The organism is Kitasatospora sp. Ki12, assembly GCF_054601375.1.
Window position 1 is genome coordinate 174,495 of record NZ_BAAIHT010000005.1, and the last position, 17,702, is coordinate 192,196.

18 protein-coding genes and 6 pseudogenes are annotated in these 17,702 nt (G+C 74.5%); 15 read left to right on the forward strand and 9 right to left on the reverse strand.

Going from position 1 to position 17,702, the window contains the following annotated elements; genetic code table 11:
• Window positions 1–77: 77 nt before the first annotated feature.
• The gene (locus ACYP53_RS42150) at window positions 78–800 is read right to left on the reverse strand and encodes a heparin lyase I family protein (RefSeq protein WP_189924400.1); all 723 of its coding nucleotides are present in this window, start codon (window positions 798–800) and stop codon (window positions 78–80) included.
• A 127-nt stretch (window positions 801–927) separates the two neighbouring features.
• Window positions 928–2,322 (reverse strand): uracil-xanthine permease family protein, encoded by a 1,395-nt coding sequence (locus tag ACYP53_RS42155; RefSeq protein ID WP_459651361.1) that lies wholly within the window; start codon window positions 2,320–2,322, stop codon window positions 928–930.
• A 386-nt stretch (window positions 2,323–2,708) separates the two neighbouring features.
• On the opposite strand from ACYP53_RS42155, the pseudogene ACYP53_RS42160 reads away from it, so the two are divergent.
• The 7 genes and pseudogenes from ACYP53_RS42160 to ACYP53_RS42190 form a co-directional block, all read left to right on the forward strand.
• Window positions 2,709–2,897 (forward strand): annotated as a pseudogene (locus ACYP53_RS42160) (AfsR/SARP family transcriptional regulator); the annotation flags it as partial.
• A pseudogene (locus tag ACYP53_RS42165) lies at window positions 2,825–3,337 on the forward strand (AfsR/SARP family transcriptional regulator); the annotation flags it as partial. The pseudogenes ACYP53_RS42160 and ACYP53_RS42165, both read left to right, overlap by 73 nt.
• 350 nt (window positions 3,338–3,687) lie before the next feature.
• Window positions 3,688–4,611: an NB-ARC domain-containing protein gene (locus ACYP53_RS42170; RefSeq protein ID WP_459651362.1), complete on the forward strand. Its 924-nt coding sequence runs from the start codon at window positions 3,688–3,690 to the stop codon at window positions 4,609–4,611.
• Window positions 4,612–4,765: 154 nt separating this feature from the next.
• On the forward strand, window positions 4,766–5,053 hold the full coding sequence (locus ACYP53_RS42175; protein WP_459651363.1) for a hypothetical protein: 288 nt from the start codon (window positions 4,766–4,768) through the stop codon (window positions 5,051–5,053).
• A gap of 307 nt (window positions 5,054–5,360) precedes the next feature.
• Window positions 5,361–5,501, forward strand: a complete 141-nt coding sequence (locus ACYP53_RS42180) for a hypothetical protein (protein ID WP_459651364.1) — start codon at window positions 5,361–5,363, stop codon at window positions 5,499–5,501.
• Between the two features lie 103 nt (window positions 5,502–5,604).
• Complete coding sequence (locus tag ACYP53_RS42185; protein WP_189924406.1) at window positions 5,605–6,090, forward strand: RipA family octameric membrane protein; 486 nt, start codon at window positions 5,605–5,607, stop codon at window positions 6,088–6,090.
• Window positions 6,087–6,380, forward strand: a complete 294-nt coding sequence (locus ACYP53_RS42190) for a DUF7701 domain-containing protein (protein ID WP_189924408.1) — start codon at window positions 6,087–6,089, stop codon at window positions 6,378–6,380. The genes ACYP53_RS42185 and ACYP53_RS42190 overlap by 4 nt, the downstream gene beginning before the upstream one ends.
• 27 nt (window positions 6,381–6,407) lie before the next feature.
• On the opposite strand, the gene ACYP53_RS42195 is transcribed toward ACYP53_RS42190, so the two are convergent.
• Window positions 6,408–6,833, reverse strand: a complete 426-nt coding sequence (locus ACYP53_RS42195) for a tautomerase family protein (RefSeq protein ID WP_459651365.1) — start codon at window positions 6,831–6,833, stop codon at window positions 6,408–6,410.
• 231 nt (window positions 6,834–7,064) lie between these two features.
• Between ACYP53_RS42195 and ACYP53_RS42200 the strand changes: the two genes are divergently transcribed.
• The 3 genes from ACYP53_RS42200 to ACYP53_RS42210 all read left to right on the forward strand — a co-directional run bounded on the left by ACYP53_RS42200 (window position 7,065) and on the right by ACYP53_RS42210 (window position 9,183).
• Complete coding sequence (locus ACYP53_RS42200) at window positions 7,065–7,967, forward strand: SigB/SigF/SigG family RNA polymerase sigma factor (RefSeq protein ID WP_459651366.1); 903 nt, start codon at window positions 7,065–7,067, stop codon at window positions 7,965–7,967.
• Between the two features lie 95 nt (window positions 7,968–8,062).
• Complete coding sequence (locus tag ACYP53_RS42205) at window positions 8,063–8,458, forward strand: STAS domain-containing protein (RefSeq protein ID WP_459651367.1); 396 nt, start codon at window positions 8,063–8,065, stop codon at window positions 8,456–8,458.
• 260 nt (window positions 8,459–8,718) lie between these two features.
• Window positions 8,719–9,183 carry an ATP-binding protein gene (locus ACYP53_RS42210; RefSeq protein ID WP_189924417.1) on the forward strand — a complete coding sequence of 155 codons (465 nt, stop codon included), beginning with the start codon at window positions 8,719–8,721 and terminating at the stop codon, window positions 9,181–9,183.
• A gap of 85 nt (window positions 9,184–9,268) precedes the next feature.
• Here ACYP53_RS42210 and ACYP53_RS42215 read toward each other — a convergent pair.
• Window positions 9,269–9,948, reverse strand: a pseudogene (locus ACYP53_RS42215) (glyoxalase).
• A gap of 180 nt (window positions 9,949–10,128) precedes the next feature.
• Window positions 10,129–10,764: a hypothetical protein gene (locus ACYP53_RS42220; RefSeq protein ID WP_459651368.1), complete on the reverse strand. Its 636-nt coding sequence runs from the start codon at window positions 10,762–10,764 to the stop codon at window positions 10,129–10,131.
• A 135-nt stretch (window positions 10,765–10,899) separates the two neighbouring features.
• Here ACYP53_RS42220 and ACYP53_RS42225 point away from each other — a divergent pair, with 135 nt between their 5' ends.
• Complete coding sequence (locus tag ACYP53_RS42225; protein ID WP_459651369.1) at window positions 10,900–11,574, forward strand: M14 family zinc carboxypeptidase; 675 nt, start codon at window positions 10,900–10,902, stop codon at window positions 11,572–11,574.
• A complete protein-coding gene (locus ACYP53_RS42230; RefSeq protein ID WP_459651370.1) occupies window positions 11,574–12,236 on the forward strand; it encodes a hypothetical protein in 663 nt (220 codons plus the stop codon). The genes ACYP53_RS42225 and ACYP53_RS42230 overlap by 1 nt, the downstream gene beginning before the upstream one ends.
• 29 nt (window positions 12,237–12,265) lie before the next feature.
• Here the strand turns inward: ACYP53_RS42230 and ACYP53_RS42235 are convergent, their stop codons facing one another.
• On the reverse strand, window positions 12,266–12,850 hold the full coding sequence (locus tag ACYP53_RS42235) for a TetR/AcrR family transcriptional regulator (protein ID WP_189924425.1): 585 nt from the start codon (window positions 12,848–12,850) through the stop codon (window positions 12,266–12,268).
• A 96-nt stretch (window positions 12,851–12,946) separates the two neighbouring features.
• Here ACYP53_RS42235 and ACYP53_RS42240 point away from each other — a divergent pair, with 96 nt between their 5' ends.
• Entirely contained in the window at window positions 12,947–13,816 is an 870-nt protein-coding gene (locus tag ACYP53_RS42240; RefSeq protein ID WP_459651371.1) for a class I SAM-dependent methyltransferase, read from the forward strand.
• 118 nt (window positions 13,817–13,934) lie between these two features.
• Here ACYP53_RS42240 and ACYP53_RS42245 read toward each other — a convergent pair whose 3' ends face one another.
• The 3 genes and pseudogenes from ACYP53_RS42245 to ACYP53_RS42255 all read right to left on the reverse strand — a co-directional run bounded on the left by ACYP53_RS42245 (window position 13,935) and on the right by ACYP53_RS42255 (window position 16,307).
• A complete protein-coding gene (locus tag ACYP53_RS42245) occupies window positions 13,935–14,357 on the reverse strand; it encodes a GlcG/HbpS family heme-binding protein (RefSeq protein WP_459651372.1) in 423 nt (140 codons plus the stop codon).
• Window positions 14,354–15,606, reverse strand: a pseudogene (locus ACYP53_RS42250) (MFS transporter). Before ACYP53_RS42250 ends, ACYP53_RS42245 begins: the two are co-directional and overlap by 4 nt.
• Window positions 15,607–15,842: 236 nt before the next feature.
• Window positions 15,843–16,307, reverse strand: a pseudogene (locus ACYP53_RS42255) (MarR family winged helix-turn-helix transcriptional regulator).
• 130 nt (window positions 16,308–16,437) lie between these two features.
• Between ACYP53_RS42255 and ACYP53_RS42260 the strand changes: the two are divergent.
• Window positions 16,438–17,221, forward strand: a pseudogene (locus ACYP53_RS42260) (lytic polysaccharide monooxygenase).
• Between the two features lie 155 nt (window positions 17,222–17,376).
• Window positions 17,377–17,553, forward strand: a complete 177-nt coding sequence (locus ACYP53_RS42265; protein ID WP_459651373.1) for a TetR/AcrR family transcriptional regulator — start codon at window positions 17,377–17,379, stop codon at window positions 17,551–17,553.
• Window positions 17,554–17,702 lie beyond the last annotated feature (149 nt).

The following is a 17,702-nucleotide window of genomic DNA, read 5'->3' on the forward strand; positions in this document are numbered from 1 at the left end:
CCCGGGCGCGACCTCTGAAAAAGCCTCAGGCCCGGACCGCCCCCACAAGCGGTCCGAGCCTGAGGTGGTGCGGGGGCCTACGAGCCGGCGGTGGCCGCCTCAAGGGTCGTCGCCATCACCGGGCTGGTGAAGGTGTTCGTCGCGTCCGCCGTGGACTCGTGGTACGAGCCCCACTTGAGGTAGTTCCGGTCGCCGTCCCAGGTGGTGCCCTTGAAGGTGCCGGAGCCGGTGGTGAAGGTCTGCTTCTTGCCGTCGAACCAGAAGTCGATCGTTCCGTCGGTCCGGCCCAGGCGGATCTTCAGCGCGTACGAGTGCCACTGGCCGTTCGTCGTCGGCGCGGTCCACAGGGTGTGCGACACGTGCTCGGTGTCCCACTCCTGCAGCCGGATGCGGCCGTTGGTGGCGTCGATCTCGATCGGGTGGTTGGCCGTGTCGGTGCTCGGCGAGCACTTCAGCTGGAAGACGTACCGGCTGTTGTCGTCCTTGATGTCGACCTTGGACGACCACCCCAGGTAGAACGTGTCGCCGTTCTTCAGGTCGGGGCCGACCGTCTCGCAGCGCTCCTCGCCGGCCGCCTGGTACGCCCGCCACACCTTGCCCTTGGCCGCGTCGTTGACGACCTTGAAGTTGCCCGAGGCGCACTGCACGGAGGGGAAGGAGGACGGGCCCTTGCTCGTGCTCGGGGTCCACAGGACCTGGCCCGCCGCGCTGCTGGGGGTCACGGAGGCCCAGGAGAGGGCGAGTACGGCGGTGGCCACGCCCCCGTAGGTGAGCTTGCGGCGGTCGGACAGCAGGGACATGCCTCTCCCGAGGTCGAAATGGGCTGCGACGTGGGCTTACGCAGCGATTCGACCATCCGTCGGGCTTTCAAACCAGGCGGAAACACCGGCGGAAGTAATCCTGCGACCACTTCCGCCGGTGCCCCCGTCAGCTCCCGGTGCCGGTCCCGGCCTGCTCGTCGTACGAGGAGGTGCCCTCGTCCAGCAGCGGCTCCTGGGTCTTGAGGTGGGCCGGGGCCAGTGCCCGCAGCGCGTGGTAGCCGGTGATGACGACGAGGGTGCCCAGCGCGATGCCGCTGAGGCTGAAGGTGTCGGTGAACTTGAGCGTCACGTTGCCGATGCCGATGATGATGCCCGCCGCGGCCGGCACCAGGTTGAGCGGGTTGCGCAGGTCGACCCCGGACTTGGTCCAGATCTGCGCGCCGAGCAGGCCGATCATGCCGTACAGGATGACGGTGATGCCGCCGAGCACCCCGCCGGGGATGGCGGCCACGATGGCGCCGAACTTGGGGCAGAGGCCGAAGAGCAGGGCGAAGCCGGCGGCGGCCCAGTACGCGGCGGTGGAGTAGACCCGGGTGGCGGCCATGACGCCGATGTTCTCCGAGTACGTGGTGTTCGGCGGGCCGCCGACGGCGGTGGAGAGGATGGAGGCGACGCCGTCCGCGGAGATCGCGGTGCCGAGCTTGTCGTCCAGGTCGGCGCCGGTCATCTCGCCGACGGCCTTGACGTGCCCGGCGTTCTCGGCGACCAGCGCGATCACCACGGGCAGCGCGACCAGGATCGCGGACCACTGGAAGGACGGGCCGTGCAGGGTGGGCAGGCCGACCCAGTCGGCCTTGCCGACGCCGGACAGGTCCAGCCGCCAGTGGTCGGTCAGGTGCCCGCTCGCGTCCACCGAGTGGATCTTCCCGAAGACCCGGTCGAACAGCCAGGAGATCCCGTACCCGAAGACCAGCCCCAGGAAAATCGCCACCCGCGACCAGAAGCCGCGCAGGCCGACCACGGCCAGCCCGGTGAAGAACATCACGAGCAGCGCCGTCCACTGGTCCTGCGGCCAGTACGTCGAGGCGGTGACCGGGGCCAGGTTGAAGCCGATCAGCATGACGACCGCGCCGGTGACGATCGGCGGCATCGCCGCGTGGATGATCCGCGCCCCGAACCGCTGGACGGCGACGCCCACCAGGAACAGCGCCACGCCCACCACGAGCACCGCGCCGGTGACGGTGGCGCTGGTGCCGCCCTGCGCCCGGATCACCGCGGCGACGCCCACGAAGGACAGCGAGCATCCCAGGTAGCTGGGCACCCGGCCGCGGGTGGCCAGCAGGAAGATCACGGTGGCGACGCCGGACATCATGATCGCGAGGTTGGGGTCGAGCCCCATCAGCACGGGCGCGACGAAGCTCGCCCCGAACATCGCCACCACGTGCTGGGCGCCGAGTCCTACGGTGCGGGGCCAGGAGAGCCGTTCGTCGGGGCGGACGACCGCCCCCGGTTCGGGCGTGCGCCCGTCACCGTGCAGCTTCCAGCGCACGCCGAGATCCATGATGGGGTCTGCTTTCTGTACTTCCGAAGATCGGTCCGCACCATTCTGGTGGCCGCCGCGGGTTCCGCCGAATCCGTCCGCGTTTCGGCGGCGCGTTCCAGGTGTCCGGCATCCGCCCTGGTCAGGGCCTGCTCGGGCGTTCCACCGTTCCGGATCGCCGGTGATCCCTGGCGGCCGGTACGGTCCACGGCGCAAGCTCTGGGCCAAGGGCCGCGGACCGGTCGGCGGTGCGGTGGGCGAAGCCGTGGTACCCGGCCGTCATCCGGTGGCCACCTTGGCGTCACCCGGGCGACATCCCGTGATCGCCGAGTCGCCTACTGTCATATGCTTGTCACGTTGAATGAGGGCGGGTCTTGGATTTCCGACTGCTGGGATCGGTGGCCGCGGTGGCCGCGGACGGCCGGGAACTCCCGGTAGGGTCCGCCAAACGGCGCAGCCTGCTGGCCATGCTGCTGCTCAACCCCGGCGCACCCGTCACCGTCGACCGGCTCACCGAGACCCTGTGGGACGAGGAACCGCCCCGGCACTCGCGCACCGTCATCCACAACCACGTCTCCGGCCTGCGCGCCCTGCTCGCCGCCCACGGCGCGCCCGACGGCGGCGTCGAACTGGTCACCGACGGCGGCGCCTACCTGCTGCGGGTGCCCGACCTCGCCGTGGACACCGACCGCTTCGAACGCCTGCTGCGCTCCGCCGGACGACGCCCGACGCCGCCGAGGCCGTCACGGCGCTCCAGGAGGCGCTCGCGCTGTGGCGCGGCCCCGCGCTGGCCGGCACCGCGCCCAGCGTCCCGCTGCAGTGCGCCGCGCACGCCCTGGAGGAGCTGCGGCTCGCCGCCGTGGAGGAGCTGGCCCGCGCCCACGGCCGGCTCGGCGACCACGGCGCCGCGGCCGGCGTGCTGTCCACCGAGGCCACCATGAACCCGCTGCGCGAGCCGCTGGTGGCCGCGCTCGTCCTGGCGCTCGGCCGGGCCGGGCGGCGCTCGGAGGCGCTGGACTGGTTCCACCGCACCCGCCGGGCCCTGGCCGAGGAACTGGGCATCGACCCGGGCCCCGACCTCGTCGAGGCCTACGACTTCCTGCTGCACACCCCCGCCGCGCCGCCGCGCCGCTCCGACCGGGTCCCGCCGCCGCGGGTGGCCACCGTCGGCGGGCTGTCCTCCGTCCCCGACTCGCACCCCGCGTCCGGAGCGGCCCCCGTCCCTGGGGCCGCCGGCGCACCGGTCGCGCCGCCCACACCCGTACCGCCCGCCCGCCCGCCGCGCACCGCGCCCTGGCCCTTCCCCGGCGCCCGCGCGGCTTCTCCGGCCGCGAGGACGAACTGGCCGCGCTCGACCGCGCCGCCGCCGGACCCGGCGCGATCGCCGTGGTCACCGGCGGCGCCGGGATCGGCAAGACCACCCTCGCCCTGTACTGGGCCCACCGCCGCCAGGACGACTTCCCCGACGGCCGACTCTTCGTCGACCTGTGCGGCCACAGCCCGCTGCCGGAACGTTCCACCCCCGCCGTGCTGCGCGAACTGCTGCTCGGCCTGGGCCTGCCCGCCGAGCAGATGCCCGCCACCCCCGAGGCGCTGGCCGCCCGCTACCGGGAACTGACCGCCGACCGCCGGATGCTCATCGTCCTGGACAACGCCCGCCGCTCCGACCAGGTCCGCCCGCTGCTGCCCGACGGCGAGGACTGCGTCACCCTGGTCACCAGCCGCGACCGGCTCGGCGGCCTGGTCGCCTCCGACGCCGCCCGCCCCGTCCCGCTCGCCGAACTCTCGCCCCCGCAGGCCGTCACCCTGCTCGCCGCCACCCTCGGCGCCGACCTGGTCGCCGCCGAACCCGAGGCCGCCGCCCGGCTGGCCTGCCTGTGCGACGGGCTGCCGCTCGCCCTGCGCCTGGCCGCCGCCCGGGTCGCCACCGGACCGGCCCGCGACCTCGCCCTGCTCGCCGACGAACTCGCCGACGAACAGAGCCGGCTGGACCTCCTGGAGATCGAGGACACCAGCGTCGCCGCCACCCTCGCCCTCACCGTCCAGCACCTGTCCGAACCCGCCCGCCGGATGTTCCACCGCCTCGCGCCCACACCGGCACCACCCTCGACAGCCGCACCGCCGCCGCGCTCGCCGACTGCCGCCCCGCCGAGGCCGCCACGGCGCTCGGCCAGCTCGCCACCGCCCACCTGCTCGTCGAGATCGGCCGCGACGCCTACACCCTGCACGACCTCGTCCGCCTCTACGCCCGCAGCCTGCCCGGCGACATCGACGACCAGGTGCTGCCGCGCCTGCTCGACCACCTGCTGAACACCCTCGTCGCCGCCTGCGACGCCGCCGAACCCGGCAGCGAACCCTGCTGCGCCCTGCCGCCCGCACCCGGCCCGCCGACGTCCGCCCCTTCCCGGACCGGGCGAGCGCCCTCGCCTGGTACGCCGCCGAACGGGACACCCTGCGCGGCGCGGTGGACGCGGCGGTCGCGGCCGGGCTGCACGACCGCGCCTGGCGCCTGGTCCTGCTGCAGTGGCCGCTGATCGTCTGGCAGGTCAGGGACGGCTGGGTGCCGCTGCTCGAACACGGCCTGGCCGCCGCCGAGGCCGACCACGACCCCGCCGCCCAGTCCCGCGCCCGCGCCCTGCTCGGCTGGGTCCTGCTGGAGGAGGGCCGCCACGAACAGGCCCTCGTCCACCTGGAACGCGCCCCCGACCTCGCCGCCCGGGCCGGGGACGGCGCCGCGCAGGCCGTCGCCTGATGAACCTGGCCGTCGCCCTCGGCCGCTACGGCCGCAACGCGCGGGTACGCGGCCTGCTGGTGCGCGCCCTCTCCCTCGCGGAGCGGGCCGACCGCGCCGACCTGGCCGCCCTCGCCCGCCAGCACCTCGCCCACGCCTGCCTCGCCGACGGCATGCCCGAGGAGGCCGCCCACCACGCCGCCCGCGGCCTGGCGCTGGCCGAACCGCCTTCCCCGCCGCCCGCCGGGTCCTGCTGCAGACCCTCTACGGCCGCGCCCTCGCCGCCACCGGCCACCCGGAGGAGGCCGCCCGCCACCTCGACGCCGCCGTGCGCACCGCCCGCGCCCACCAGTACGAGGACGGCGAGGCGGGCGCCCTGGCGGCCCTGGCCGCGCTGCAGGGCCTCCCGACCGCGACGGCGACGGCCTCGGCGGGCGCCACGGCGAGCGCCTCCGCACCCGGCCGGTAGAACCACGCCCCCACCGGGAACATGACGCTCCATCAGCGCAGGCGGGGGCGCCACCGTGCCCGAACGGTTCGTCCCCGCCGCCCGCCCGCCCGAGGGAGCAGCGATGACCGTCCCGCCGGAGCCGACCCGCCAGAACGAACTGCTGGAGCTCTACAAACTCGCCGTGGAGATGGCCGACCGCGTCTCGGCCCGCCGGGGCACCGCCAACACCTTCTTCCTGTCCGTGCAGACCGCCCTGGTCACCCTCATCGGATTCGGCATACCCAGGCTCTCCGAGTCCCCGTGGTGGGTGGCGACCGCCGTCGCGCTGGCCGGCATCACCCTCTCCGTCGCCTGGTGGATGCAGCTGCGCAGCTACCGCGACCTCAACGCCGCCAAGTTCAAGGTCATCAACGCCCTGGAGGCGGACCTCGCCGCGCGGATCTACACCGACGAGTGGGACACCCTCAGGAGCGCCTCCCGCCGGGGCCGCTGGCACAAGCACTACACCGAACTCGGCACCAGCGAGCGGGCCGTGCCGGTGGTCTTCGCGGCAGCCCACCTGATCCTGCTCACCGGCACCCTCGTCACCGGCACACTGGCCGTATGAGCCACCTCGACCCCATCGCCGAACTCATCCGCGACTGCCTGCCCACGGAGGCCAGACCCCCCGCGGGCTCCGACGACCTCTTCCGCATCTACGCCGTCCTGCTCCAGGCCAAGGGCGAGGCGGTCACCGACGAGGACGTCCACAACGCCTGGACCGCCTGGACCCAGGCCACCGACGACACCCACCGGGCCCTGGTGCCCTTCGCCGAACTCGACGCCCCCACCCGCGCCCTGGACGCCCCCTACACCCGCGCCATCCGCACCGCGGCCCGCAAGCTCCACCAGCGCTAGCCGGCTTCGCGGCTCGCCCCCCGCAGGTCACTCCGGGGGGCACTCCTGCGGCGCGGGGTCCTCCTGCGGCGCCGGGGCGTACTGGGCCTCGCCGTGGCCGAGCGACCAGTCGACCGGCGCGTTCTCGGTGAGGACGACGAACACGTTGCGCGGCTCCGTCCCCGCGTGGGCGTGGGCGAGTTCGGTGATCCTGCGGTACAGGGCGCGCTTGCGCTCGTCCGGGCGCCCGGCGCGCAGCGTGATGGACACGTAGACGATGCCCTCGTCCCGGTGCACGCCGAGGTAGCCGCCGTAGCGCAGCGCGCTGCTGACGCCGTCGTGTCCGGTCAGCACCTGGAAGTGGTCGTCGGGCGGGATGCCGAGGGTCTCCGTCAGGGCCTGGTGGACGGCGCGTCCGAGGGCGTCGAGCCGGCCGGGGTCGGCTCCGGACGCGTCGATGCGGACGAAAGGCATGGCGACTCCCCCTCCGGGGCCGGGTGCCGGGCCGGTGCCGGGCTCGACACCGTGCCGTACATACTAGTAGGTACAGATGGGTTGGGGTCAGCCGTCGTCCGGAGGTTTCGCCGTCGCCTCCGGGGCAGTCGCCGGGTTTCACCAAACCTCCACCCCGGGTGGGCGCATCGATCGGCCCTCACCGGGTAGCCGGGGCCTTCGACCGCGCCGACGCAGGAGGAAGGGAATCCGATGGTCACGCCCACTGGTGAACTGCCCGTTTCCGCCGATCCGTCGACGGGTGGGCCGTCGTCCCCGTCGGCCGTGCCCGACGGGGGGCTGCGGGACCTGCTCCCGTCGCGGCTGGCCGCCGTCGACGACCCGCGGGAGATCGCCCCGGCCGACGCGCGGGAGCTGACCCGGGTGCTGCTGCGGCGCCTCTCCGCGCTGGAGGAGGGGACGCGGGAGTACTCCTACGTCCGGGCGACCCTGGTGGAGATGAACCTGTCGCTGGTGCGGTTCGCGATCCGCCGCTTCACCGCGCACCGCGAGCCGCAGGAGGACCTGCTGCAGGTCGGCGCGGTCGGCCTGATCAAGGCCATCGACCGCTTCGACCCCGGCCTCGGCGTCGAGTTCACCACCTTCGCCCTGCCGACCGTCCTCGGCGAGATCCGCCGGCACTTCCGGGACACCACCTGGGCCGTCCACGTGCCGCGCCGCCTCCAGGAGCTGCGGATCGTGCTGGCCCGCGCCCAGGAGGGCCTGGCGCAGCGGCTGGACCGCGCCCCCACGGTCGCCGAACTCGCCGAGCACCTCGACCTCTCCGCCGAGGAGGTGATCGAGGGCCTGACCGCCGCGAACGGGCACACCGCCGGCTCCCTGGACCTCGGCACGGAGGACGACGACGGCCCCGGCCCGCTGGCCGAGCGCCTCGGCGAGGACGACCCGGACCTCTCCCTCGTGGAGGACCTGGTAGCGCTCAAGCCGCTGGTCGCCGCCCTGCCCGAGCGGGACCGGCTGATCCTGTCGATGCGGTTCTGCGAGGACCTGACGCAGTCCCAGATCGGGGAGCGCCTCGGGCTGTCCCAGATGCACGTCTCCCGGCTGCTCGGCCGCACCCTGCGGCGCCTGCGCGAAGGCCTGGAGGACGCCTGACCGTGCCGCGGGGCACCGTCCGGTCCGTGACCCCTGCTTGGCCCGCGGGCGCGACCTCCGTAAGGTCGGAGGGCAGGGCTATCGAGGGGACGACGATGACGCCATCCGACGACGACCGGCGGCAGACCGCCCCGGCGGCCGCGCGGGCCCGGGCGGAGCGGGCGGTGGAGGTCCGTCCCGGGACGGGCGGCGCGGCGGTGTGCGTCCTGGCGGGCGACCTCGACATCGAGACGCTGGGGCCGGCCGCGGAGGCGCTCGCCGCCCTGGTCGCGCGGCGCCCCCGCGCGGTGGTGATCGACCTCTCGGGGGTCGGCTTCTGCGACTCCTCCGGCCTGAACCTGCTGCTCAAGACGCGGCTCGCGGCGGGGGAGGAGGGCGTCGCCCTGCACCTGGCCGCCGTGTCGGCCACCGTCATGCGGGTCCTCGAACTGACCGGCGCGCAGGCGGTGTTCTCCCTGCACGCCTCGGTCGAGGAGGCCCTGGCGGGCTGAGCGGGGCGCGGTCGGGCCCGCCCGTCCACGGGCGGCGGCCGGAGTGCCGGCCGGAGCGCCGACGGGGTGTCGGCCGGAGTGCCGTCGGGGTGGTGACCGGAGTGCCGGTCGGGTGCCGGTCGCGTGTCGGCCGGGTGGTGGCCGGGTGTCGACGGGGTGTGCCGTCCGGGCCGCGGGCCGGGCCGCGGCGGTGCATAATCCCGAAAGCGCCGGGAAACCGACCATGCGACAACCGCCGTCGAGCCGAAGGGTGCCCTCGTATGACGATGAGCCGGGGAACCCTCGACGGTGATCCGCACCGAGCCGGGCGTACGCTGCCCGCCGGCGGCCAGCGCAGACGGCTGACCCTTGCCGGGCTCCCCAAGCCGGTCGCCCACGCCCGGACCTTCACCGCCGGCGCCCTGGCCGACTGGTACGCGTGCACCGGCGAGGGCGTGGCCGCGGACGTCCTCCTGCTGGTGGCGGAACTCGTCGCCAACGCCATGCTGCACGGCGACGGCCCGCTGGAACTGCTCCTGGACGCCACCGGGGCCCGGCTGCGGGTCGGCGTCAGCGACCGCAGCCCGGCCCTGCCCGCCCCGCGGCTGCCGCACGAGCCGGCCCTGCCCGGCGGCCACGGCCTGGTCATCGTGGAGCGGCTGGCCGACCGCTGGGGCGCCGAGCCGCACGGCCGGGGCAAGACGATCTGGGCCGAGTTCGACGCCGCCCGCCTCACCCGCACCTGACCCGCCGCGCCTGAACCGTCGCACCTGACCCGCCGCGCCTGAACCGCCGACCGGACGCTGAGGTCGGGCCCGGCCGGGCCGGCCGTCAGGACGGCACCGGGGCGGGCGGCGCGGCGGCCTCCCAGGCGAAGCCGTCCGGGTCGGCGAAGGCGTCGGCGGTGCCGCCGAGGACGACGCGGTGCGAACCGGTGCCGTCGGCGGGGACGCCGAGGTCCTTGGCGAGGGCGCGGCGCTTGTACAGCGCCAGCTTGACGGGGCCGGGCCGACCGGGGCCGGCCTGGCCGGGGCGAACTCGGTGTACTTGCCGCCGAAGCTCTTGGCCACGGTCAGGCCCCGGCCGACGTAGAACTGCCTGGTGGCCTTCACGTCCTCGACGCCGATCAGCAGGACGACCTCGTCGATCTCGCGGGTGGCGGGGCCGGTGTCCTTCTTCGCCGAGGTCGCGATCTTCCAGATCGTCCCGTCCGGGGCCTGGACGACGCCGCCGTAGCCCCACAGCGACTTCGCGGCGGGCTTCAGCACCGTGGCGCCGGCGTCCACGGCGGCGCCGACGAAGCCGTCGACGGTGGCCGGCCCGGCCACCGTGAGCGCCAGGGTGAAGCCGCGGAATCCGGCGGAGTGCGCCCCGGACGCCCGCAGGCGTACGTACGCGTCCACGCCGAAGGCGCGGTAGAAGCGGCGGGCGGCCTCGGGGTCGGCCACCTCGAGGGTGACGGACGCGAGGGAGGCGGGGGCTGCGGTGGAAGCGGTGGTTGCCATGACCATCACGCTAGGGGCCGCACGGCGCCCGGCGCTTCTCCAATCCTGACCGGTCCCGGGACCGGCCCCGCCACGCCCGCCGGTCCCGCGGCCCCGCCGGTCGTCCCCCGCGACCGGCGGGGCCGCTCAGCGCCCGCTCAGTGCCCCGCGACCGGCGGGGCCGCTCAGTGCCCGTTCAGTGCCCGCTCAGCGGGCGTCCAGGGCGGCGTCGGGGGTCTGACCGGCGGCCGTCTGCTCGACGCGCCGGGCCAGCATCGTCGCCAGCTTCTCCAACTGCTTGACGTCCGAGGACTCCTGGAGCATGACGCCCGCGACGGTGGTGCCCACCCGCATCAGCACGACGTTGCGCGGCCCCTTGCGGAAGGTGGCGCCGTAGGCCACGGTCTCGTTGCCGATGGTCGGCATCGCCAGCTTGGCCGGCGACTGGGCCTTCTTCTCGAACGACGTCGCCGTCTTCGCGAGGTAGGCGCCGGCCTGTTCCTTGGTGGCGAAGGTGGTGACGTCGAAAGTGGCGGTGACCTTGCCGTCCTCGAACTCGGCGGTGGCCTCCAGCTTGCAGCCCTGGCAGTCCTCGTCGTCGTCCTTCGCCTTGACGTCGCTCTTCTGGATCTCCCAGGCGGGCAGCGCCGCCCGGTCGGGCACGGTGTGCTTCAGCGCGTCCTTGTCGGAGAGCACGGTCGTGAAGTCCGCCCATTTCTGTGCCCCGGCGGCCAGTTCACCCGAGACCGCGCTGGAGCCGCAGGCGCTCAGCGCCCCTCCCAGGACGATCGCCGCCATACCGATGCCCAGCCCCCGTGCGCCGGCGCCGATCCGCGTGACCATGTCGAAATCCCCGTTCCTAGCCTTCAAGATCATCGGATGATACGTCAGATCAAAGGCGGTGTGGGACGCTCCCGCCACGCCCCCGCCCGTCGTACGCTCCCAGCCCGGGGGAGACGACCACAGGGGGAAATCCGGATGCTCACCGACACCTCGACCGGCGCGGGCCAGGCGGTCCTGCTCCACGACCGCTGTCCCACGCTCGCCGAACTCGCCGACACCGCCCACCGGCTGGCCGCCGCCCGGCCCGACCTGTGCCGGGTGCGCACCGTCGGCACCTCCCGCGCCGGCCGCCCCCTCACCCTGCTGACGGTCGGCCGCGCCGAACGCAACGTCCTGGTCGTGGCCGGCGCCCACGCCGACGAGTTCGCCGGCCGCGCCAGCACCGTCGAACTCGCCCACCGGGTCCTCGCCCGCCCCGCCCTGCGCACCGCGGCGACCTGGAACTTCCTGCTCTGCCTCGACCCCGACGGCGCCCACCTCGCCCGACGCGCCGTCACCGCCCGCACCCTGCCCGAGTACTTCGCCGGCTACTTCCGCCCCGCCGCCGAGGAACAGCCCGAATGGGCCCCGGCGATCGGCGCCCCGCTCCCCGAGAGCCGCGCCCTGCTCGACCTCATCGACGAACTGCGCCCCGCCCTCCAGTTCACCCTGCACAGCATGGACGTCGGCGGCACCTTCCTCCAGGCCACCCGCGACCCGGCCGACCTCGCCGCCCCCTTCGCCACCTCCGCCGCCGCCCTCGGCATCCCCGTCGAGACCGGCACCTACGACACCTTCTGGCTGCGCGAATCCGGCCCGGCGTCTTCCTGATGGAACCCCACCACATCGACCGGCAGGAGAGCAGCACCGGCATGCTCGCCCCGCACCCCTCCGCCCGGCCCGGCGACACCGGCGGCGTCCGCGCCTCCACCTGGTTCGCCCCGCAGCGCCACGGCGGCGAGACCGTCATCGTCGAAGTGCCCGCCTGGACCAGCGACCGCCTCGGCGACACCCGCCCCGCCGACGACGCCCCCCGGGGCCTGAGCGCCGCCGCCGACCGGCTGCGCACCCGCGGCGCCCTGCTCACCGAACTGCTCGACACCGCCCTGCCCCACCTGCCCGCCGACGACACCGCCCTGCTGCGCGCCGTCCGCAGCCCGCTGACCGCCTCCGGACAGCTCGCCGACGAATGGGACCCCGGCGCCCTCGGCCGCGGCCTGCTGCGACCGGGCCTGATGACCAGGGCCAAACTCGCCGGCATCGACCTGTGGGCCCACCGCGTCCCCGTGCGCGCCGCCGCCCTGCTGCGCCGCGCCATCGAGCCCGCCGGGGCCCGCACCGCCCCGGAGGCCGCCCGGCTGGACGCCCTCCTGCACGACTGGTGCGCCCGCTACCAGCACCGCTTCCGCCCCGTCTGGCTCCCGGTGGCCCGCCAGGCGGAGCACCAGGCCAACATCGTCCAGGCCGCCGTCGAACTGCGCCTGACGGCCTGACCGTTCAGGGCGCCGTACCGGTTTCCGGCTCACACCCCGGGGAGCAGCGCGGCGACCAGCCGCCGGACCAGCGCGGGGCCGTCGGCCGCCCGGTCCCCGTACATCAGCAGGTGGTGGACCGAGCCCGCGAGGGCGAGCGCCAGCATCGCGCAGTCGGCGTCCGCGCCGACCCGGCCCAGCCGCTGCTCGGCCTCCAGGTAGCGGGCGAGCGCGACCTCGACCGCGTCCGGCCCCGGCGCGCCGGCCTCCCAGGCCAGCCGCACCCGCTGCGCGGCGCCCTGCCGGGAGACCGCCGCCGCCGCGATCACCGGCCCGGTGGTGCCGAGCAGGACGAGCGCGGCGCCGGCCAGGTTCTCCCGTACGTCCCCGCTGCCCGCCCGCTCCGGCAGCGGGGCGACCTCGGCGGCGATCCGCTCGAAGCGGTCCAGGACGAGCTGGGCCACGAAGTCGTCCAGGTCGGCGAAGTGGTTGTACAGCAGCCCCTTCGCGCAGTCCGCCTCCTCGGTGACGGACCGGTTGGTCAGCCCGGCCGGCCCCTCCCGGGCGAGCACGCGCTCGGCCGCCGCGAACAGCCGCTCCCGCGCGTCGGGGATCGCTACGCCGCGTGGTGACATCCAGGTCCTCCGGAAAGGGTCTTGCACAGTATGGGCACTGGCCCATACCTTGCTATGGGCACTCGCCCATACTAGTGGTCCGACAGGAGCGAACCCATGCGCACACCCGTCAACACCGCCCAGAACCACGCCTGGAACGGCGACGAAGGCCGACACTGGAGCGACCACCACGACCGCTGGGACGCCGTCAACGAAGGCTTCGACCCGCTGCTCCTCGCCGCCGCCGCGATCACCCCCGACGACCGCGTCCTCGACATCGGCTGCGGCGCCGGACACACCACCCGCCGCGCCGCCGAAGCCGCCACCCGCGGCTCCGTCCTCGGCCTCGACCTCTCCGCCCCGATGCTGGAACGGGCCCGCGCCCTGACCGCCGAACGGGACCGCGTCGTCTTCGAGCAGGGCGACGCCCAGATCCACCCCCTGCCCACCGCCGCCTTCGACGTCGCGATCAGCCGCTTCGGGATCATGTTCTTCGAGGACCCCGCCGCCGCCTTCGCCAACATCGCCCGCGCCCTGCGCCCCGGCGGCCGCCTCGCCTTCGTCTGCATGGCCGACCCGGCCCGCACCGAATGGGTCCGGGTCTTCGAGCAGGCGCGCGCCGCACTCCCGCTCCCGCCGCGGGCCGCCGCCCCGCCCACCGGACCCGGCATGTTCTCCCTCGCCGACCCCGCCGAGATCCACCGCGTCCTCGACGCCGCCGCCCTCACCGACGTCCGCACCGAACCCGCCGAGGCCCACGGACACTTCGGCCGCGACGCCGCCGACGCCGCCGGCCACCTCCTCGGCTCCGGCCCCGCCCGCCACCTGGCCGACCTGCTCGACCACACCCACCCGGCCCCCGCCGGCACCCCCACCGGCGCCGACCGCGTCCGCGCCGCCCTCACCACCGCCCTCGCCCCCCACGCCCGACCCGACGGCGTACGGCTGCGCACCTCCGCCTGGCTGGTCACCGCCACCCGCCCCTGAGGCGGCCCGGGCCTCGCCCTCGCTCCGTCCGGGCGTAGGGGAACGGCGGCCCCGCCCGTCACGGGCGGGGCCGCCGTCGGGCGGAGCGGGCGGGGTCGCTGTCAGGCGGGCCGCTCCGTCAGGCGAGCTGCTCCAGGGCGGTGGTGGCGAAGGAGTGGTCCTGCTCGGGGGCGCCGCCGCCGATGCCGATGGCGCCGATCAGGCGGCCGTCGCGGTGGACGGGGATGCCGCCGGCGATGAACAGCAGGGGGCGGTCCAGCGCGGTGGGCAGGGAGTGGAACGGGCCGTCCGGCTTGACGAGGTCGACCAGCTCGGCGGTCGGGGCATTCAGCTGGAGGGCGGTGTAGGCCTTGCGGGTGCTGGTCTCGCCGGAGATCAGCACGGCGCGGTCGTCGCGGCGGAAGGCGAGCAGGTGCCCGCCCGCGTCCAGGACGGTGACGCTGACCGTGGCCCCGGCCGCCTCGGCGGCGGCGCGGGCGGCGGAGACGAGGGTCTCGGCGTCGGCGGTGGTCAGCGGGGCGACGGCGGTGGTGGTGCTCATGGTGGTGCTTCTCCAGGGGTGAAGGGGGAGGGGGAAGGCGGGAGCGGTCGGTCAGTGGTGGACGGGGACGGCGGCCGGTGCGGGGGCGGCGGCGGCCGAGGCCGCGGGGCGCGGCGCTCCAGGGCGGCGGACCAGAGGGCGAGCAGGAGCGCGGCGGCGGCGAGGGCGGCGCCGACCCAGTTCGGGGCGGTGTAGCCGAGGCCGCCGGCGATGACGATCCCGCCGAGCCAGGCGGCCAGCGCGTTGCCGAGGTTGAACGCCCCGATGTTGACGGCCGATGCCAGGGTGGGCGCGCCGTGGGCCTGGTCCAGCACCCGCTTCTGCAGCGGCGGCACGGTGGCGAAGCCGAGGGCGCCGACGAGCAGGATGGTGACGGCGGCGAGGACCTTGCTGTGCGCGGTGAGGGTGAACACCGCCAGGACGACCGCGAGGCCGCCGAGGGTGGTGTAGAGCATCGGCATCAGCTTGCGGTCGGCGAACTTGCCGCCGAGCAGGTTGCCGAGGAACATCCCGACGCCGAACAGCACCAGCAGCCAGGTGACCGCGCCCTCGGAGTAGCCGGCGACGTTGGTCATCATCGGCGCGATGTAGGTGATCGCGGCGAAGACGCCGCCGAAGCCGAGGACGGTCATCGCCATCGCCAGCAGCACCTGAGGGTTGCGGAAGGCGGTCAGCTCGCGGCGCAGGTGGGCGCCCTCGGGCGCGGCGTGGCGGGCACCAGCCTGGCGATGCCGAGCAGGCCGGCCACGCCGAGCACGGCGACGATGCCGAAGGTGGTGCGCCAGCCGACGGCCTGGCCGATGAAGGTGCCGGCCGGCACGCCGACGATGTTGGCGACGGTCAGCCCGGTGAACATGGTGGCGATGGCGCCGGCCTTCTTCTCGGGGGCGACCAGTTCGGCGGCGACGACGGAGCCGATGCCGAAGAAGGCGCCGTGGGCCAGTGAGGTCACGATGCGGCCGGCCAGCATCAGCGGGAAGTTCGGGGCGACCGCGGAGAGCAGGTTGCCGACCACGAACAGGCCCATCAGCAGCATCAGCATCGTCTTGCGGCTGATCCGGGTGCCGAGGGCGGTCATCAGCGGGGCGCCGATGACGACGCCGAGGGCGTAGCCGGTGACCAGCAGGCCCGCGTCGGGGATGGAGACGCCGTAGTCGCCGGCGATCTGGGGCAGCAGGCCCATGATCACGAACTCGGTGGTCCCGATCCCGAACGCGCCGATGGCCAGGGCGAGGAGTGCGAGGGGCATGGGCCCGAACCCTTCCGTGAGTGCTTGAGTGGGCGTCTAGCGTGCTTTCACAATAGTTGCAGACGCGTGATAAGTGCAAGCGCAGACAGGAGGCGTGTGCAGGAGGATGTGGTGGGAGGGGCGGCGCGGGGCCGTCCGGAAACGCCGACGGGCCCGATCCGTCCGGTGCCGCGGGGCGGCGGGGACGGGTCGGGCCCGGTGGGGTGGCGGGGGAGCGGCCGGCGGGCCGCCCGGGGTCAGGGGCGGGGTGCGGCGGCGTCCACGGCCTCGACCGCCTTGACCAGCGAGACCAGCTCGGGGTTCCGGGCGGCCTCGTCGAGCGCCTCCCGCAGGGCGGCGTCGTTGGTCGGCCGGGCCTCCTCCAGGAGCTTCAGGCCGTCCTCGCTCACGTTGGTGTAGATCCCGCGGCGGTCGGTCGGGCACAGGTAGCGCGCCAGCAGGCCGCGGTCCTCCAGGCGGGTGACCAGGCGGGTGGTGGCGCTCTGGCTGAGCACGACGGCGTCGGCGACCTGCTTCATCTGCAGGTGCCCCCTCGCCGTCGTGCTGGCGGCTGAGGACGTCGAGCAGCGAGTACTCCCGCACGCTCAGGTCGTGCTTGGACTGCAGGCGCGCTCGATGTGCGACTCGATCCTGCCGTGCAGGAGGGACAGTGCGCCCCAACCGCTGGCGAGGGCGGTGAGCGCGGGGTCCGTGGCGGTCATGGGGCCTGGCCTCCTTCCGGATGCGGGTGTGCTCCAGCCAGGATAAGCCATGGATTGAAATATCGGCTAGAGCCTGTATAGCGCTCATGCAATTACTTAGGGCTTTCTCGCGGGCCGGATGGCACATCAGATGGCACCGCGGGGGCGGGGGCCGCCGCAATGGTTCAGACCATTGACGCCCGGAAGGCGGCTCCTACGTGTCGGGCAACCGGCCTGGCGCGAGCACGCCAGTCGTCGGCCGGGCCCCGTGCGCACCCCCACGCGCACGCCCGTCCGCACGCCCCGCGCCGGGCGCACACTCCATCCACCCCCACGGAGGAGCACCATGCGCAAACGCCACCTGATCGGGGCCCGCGCGGCCGCGATCGTCCTGCCGATCGCGCTGGCCCTGCCGGCCCAGTCGCACGGCTTCGTCAACCAGCCCCCCAGCCGCTCCGCGCTCTGCGGCGCCGACGCCGTCCCGTGGGACTGCGGCGACATCCAGTGGGAGCCCCAGAGCGTCGAGGGCCCCAAGGGCTTCCCGGGCCGCGGCCCGGCCGACGGCACCATCTGCGCCGGCGGGGACGGACGCTGGGCCCCGCTGGACAACCCGCGCGGCGGCGCCTGGCCCACCACCAAGGTGACGGCGGGCCAGCAGCTCACCTTCACCTGGGAGATCGAGGCCGCCACTCCACCACCAACTTCAAGTACTACCTGACCAAGCCCGGCTACAACGCGAGCCAGCCGATCACCCGGGCCGCCCTGGACCTGACCCCCTTCCTGACCGTCCCCTACAACGGCCGCCAGCCCGCCGCGACCACCACCCACACCGCGACCCTGCCCACCGGCGCACCGGCCACCAGGTGATCGTCGCCGTCTGGGAGATCGCCGACACCGGCAACGCCTTCTACTCCTGCACCGACGTCCAGTTCTGACGTCCGACTCTGATGCCCGCGCCCGCCCGGTCGTCCGGGCCCGTCTGACCCCCGCGTCGGCGGGGTCTGACGGTCCGTAAGTGTGAGTGGTTGAGTACTCACATGCAGACGGAACGCCGCCGACAGTTGTCCACCGCCGAGGAGCGCGGGAGACGGTGCTGCGCACCGCGATCGGGGCCTTCGCCGCCCGCGGCTACTTCGGGACCACCACCACCGAGGTCGCCAAGGCGGCCGGGATCTCCCAGGCGTACGTCTACCGGCTCTTCCCGAGCAAGGAGTCGCTCTTCGTCGCCGTCGTCGAGCACTGCTCGTCCAGGTGCGGGCCAGCCTGAGCGGGCCGCCGCCGAGGCGACCGGCAGCTCCGCCGAGGTGGTGCTGCACGCGATGGGGGAGTCCTATGCCCGGCTGATCAGCGACAACGACCTGATGCTGATCCAGCTGCACGCCCAGGCGGCGGCGGTCTCCGAGCCGGCCGTGCGGG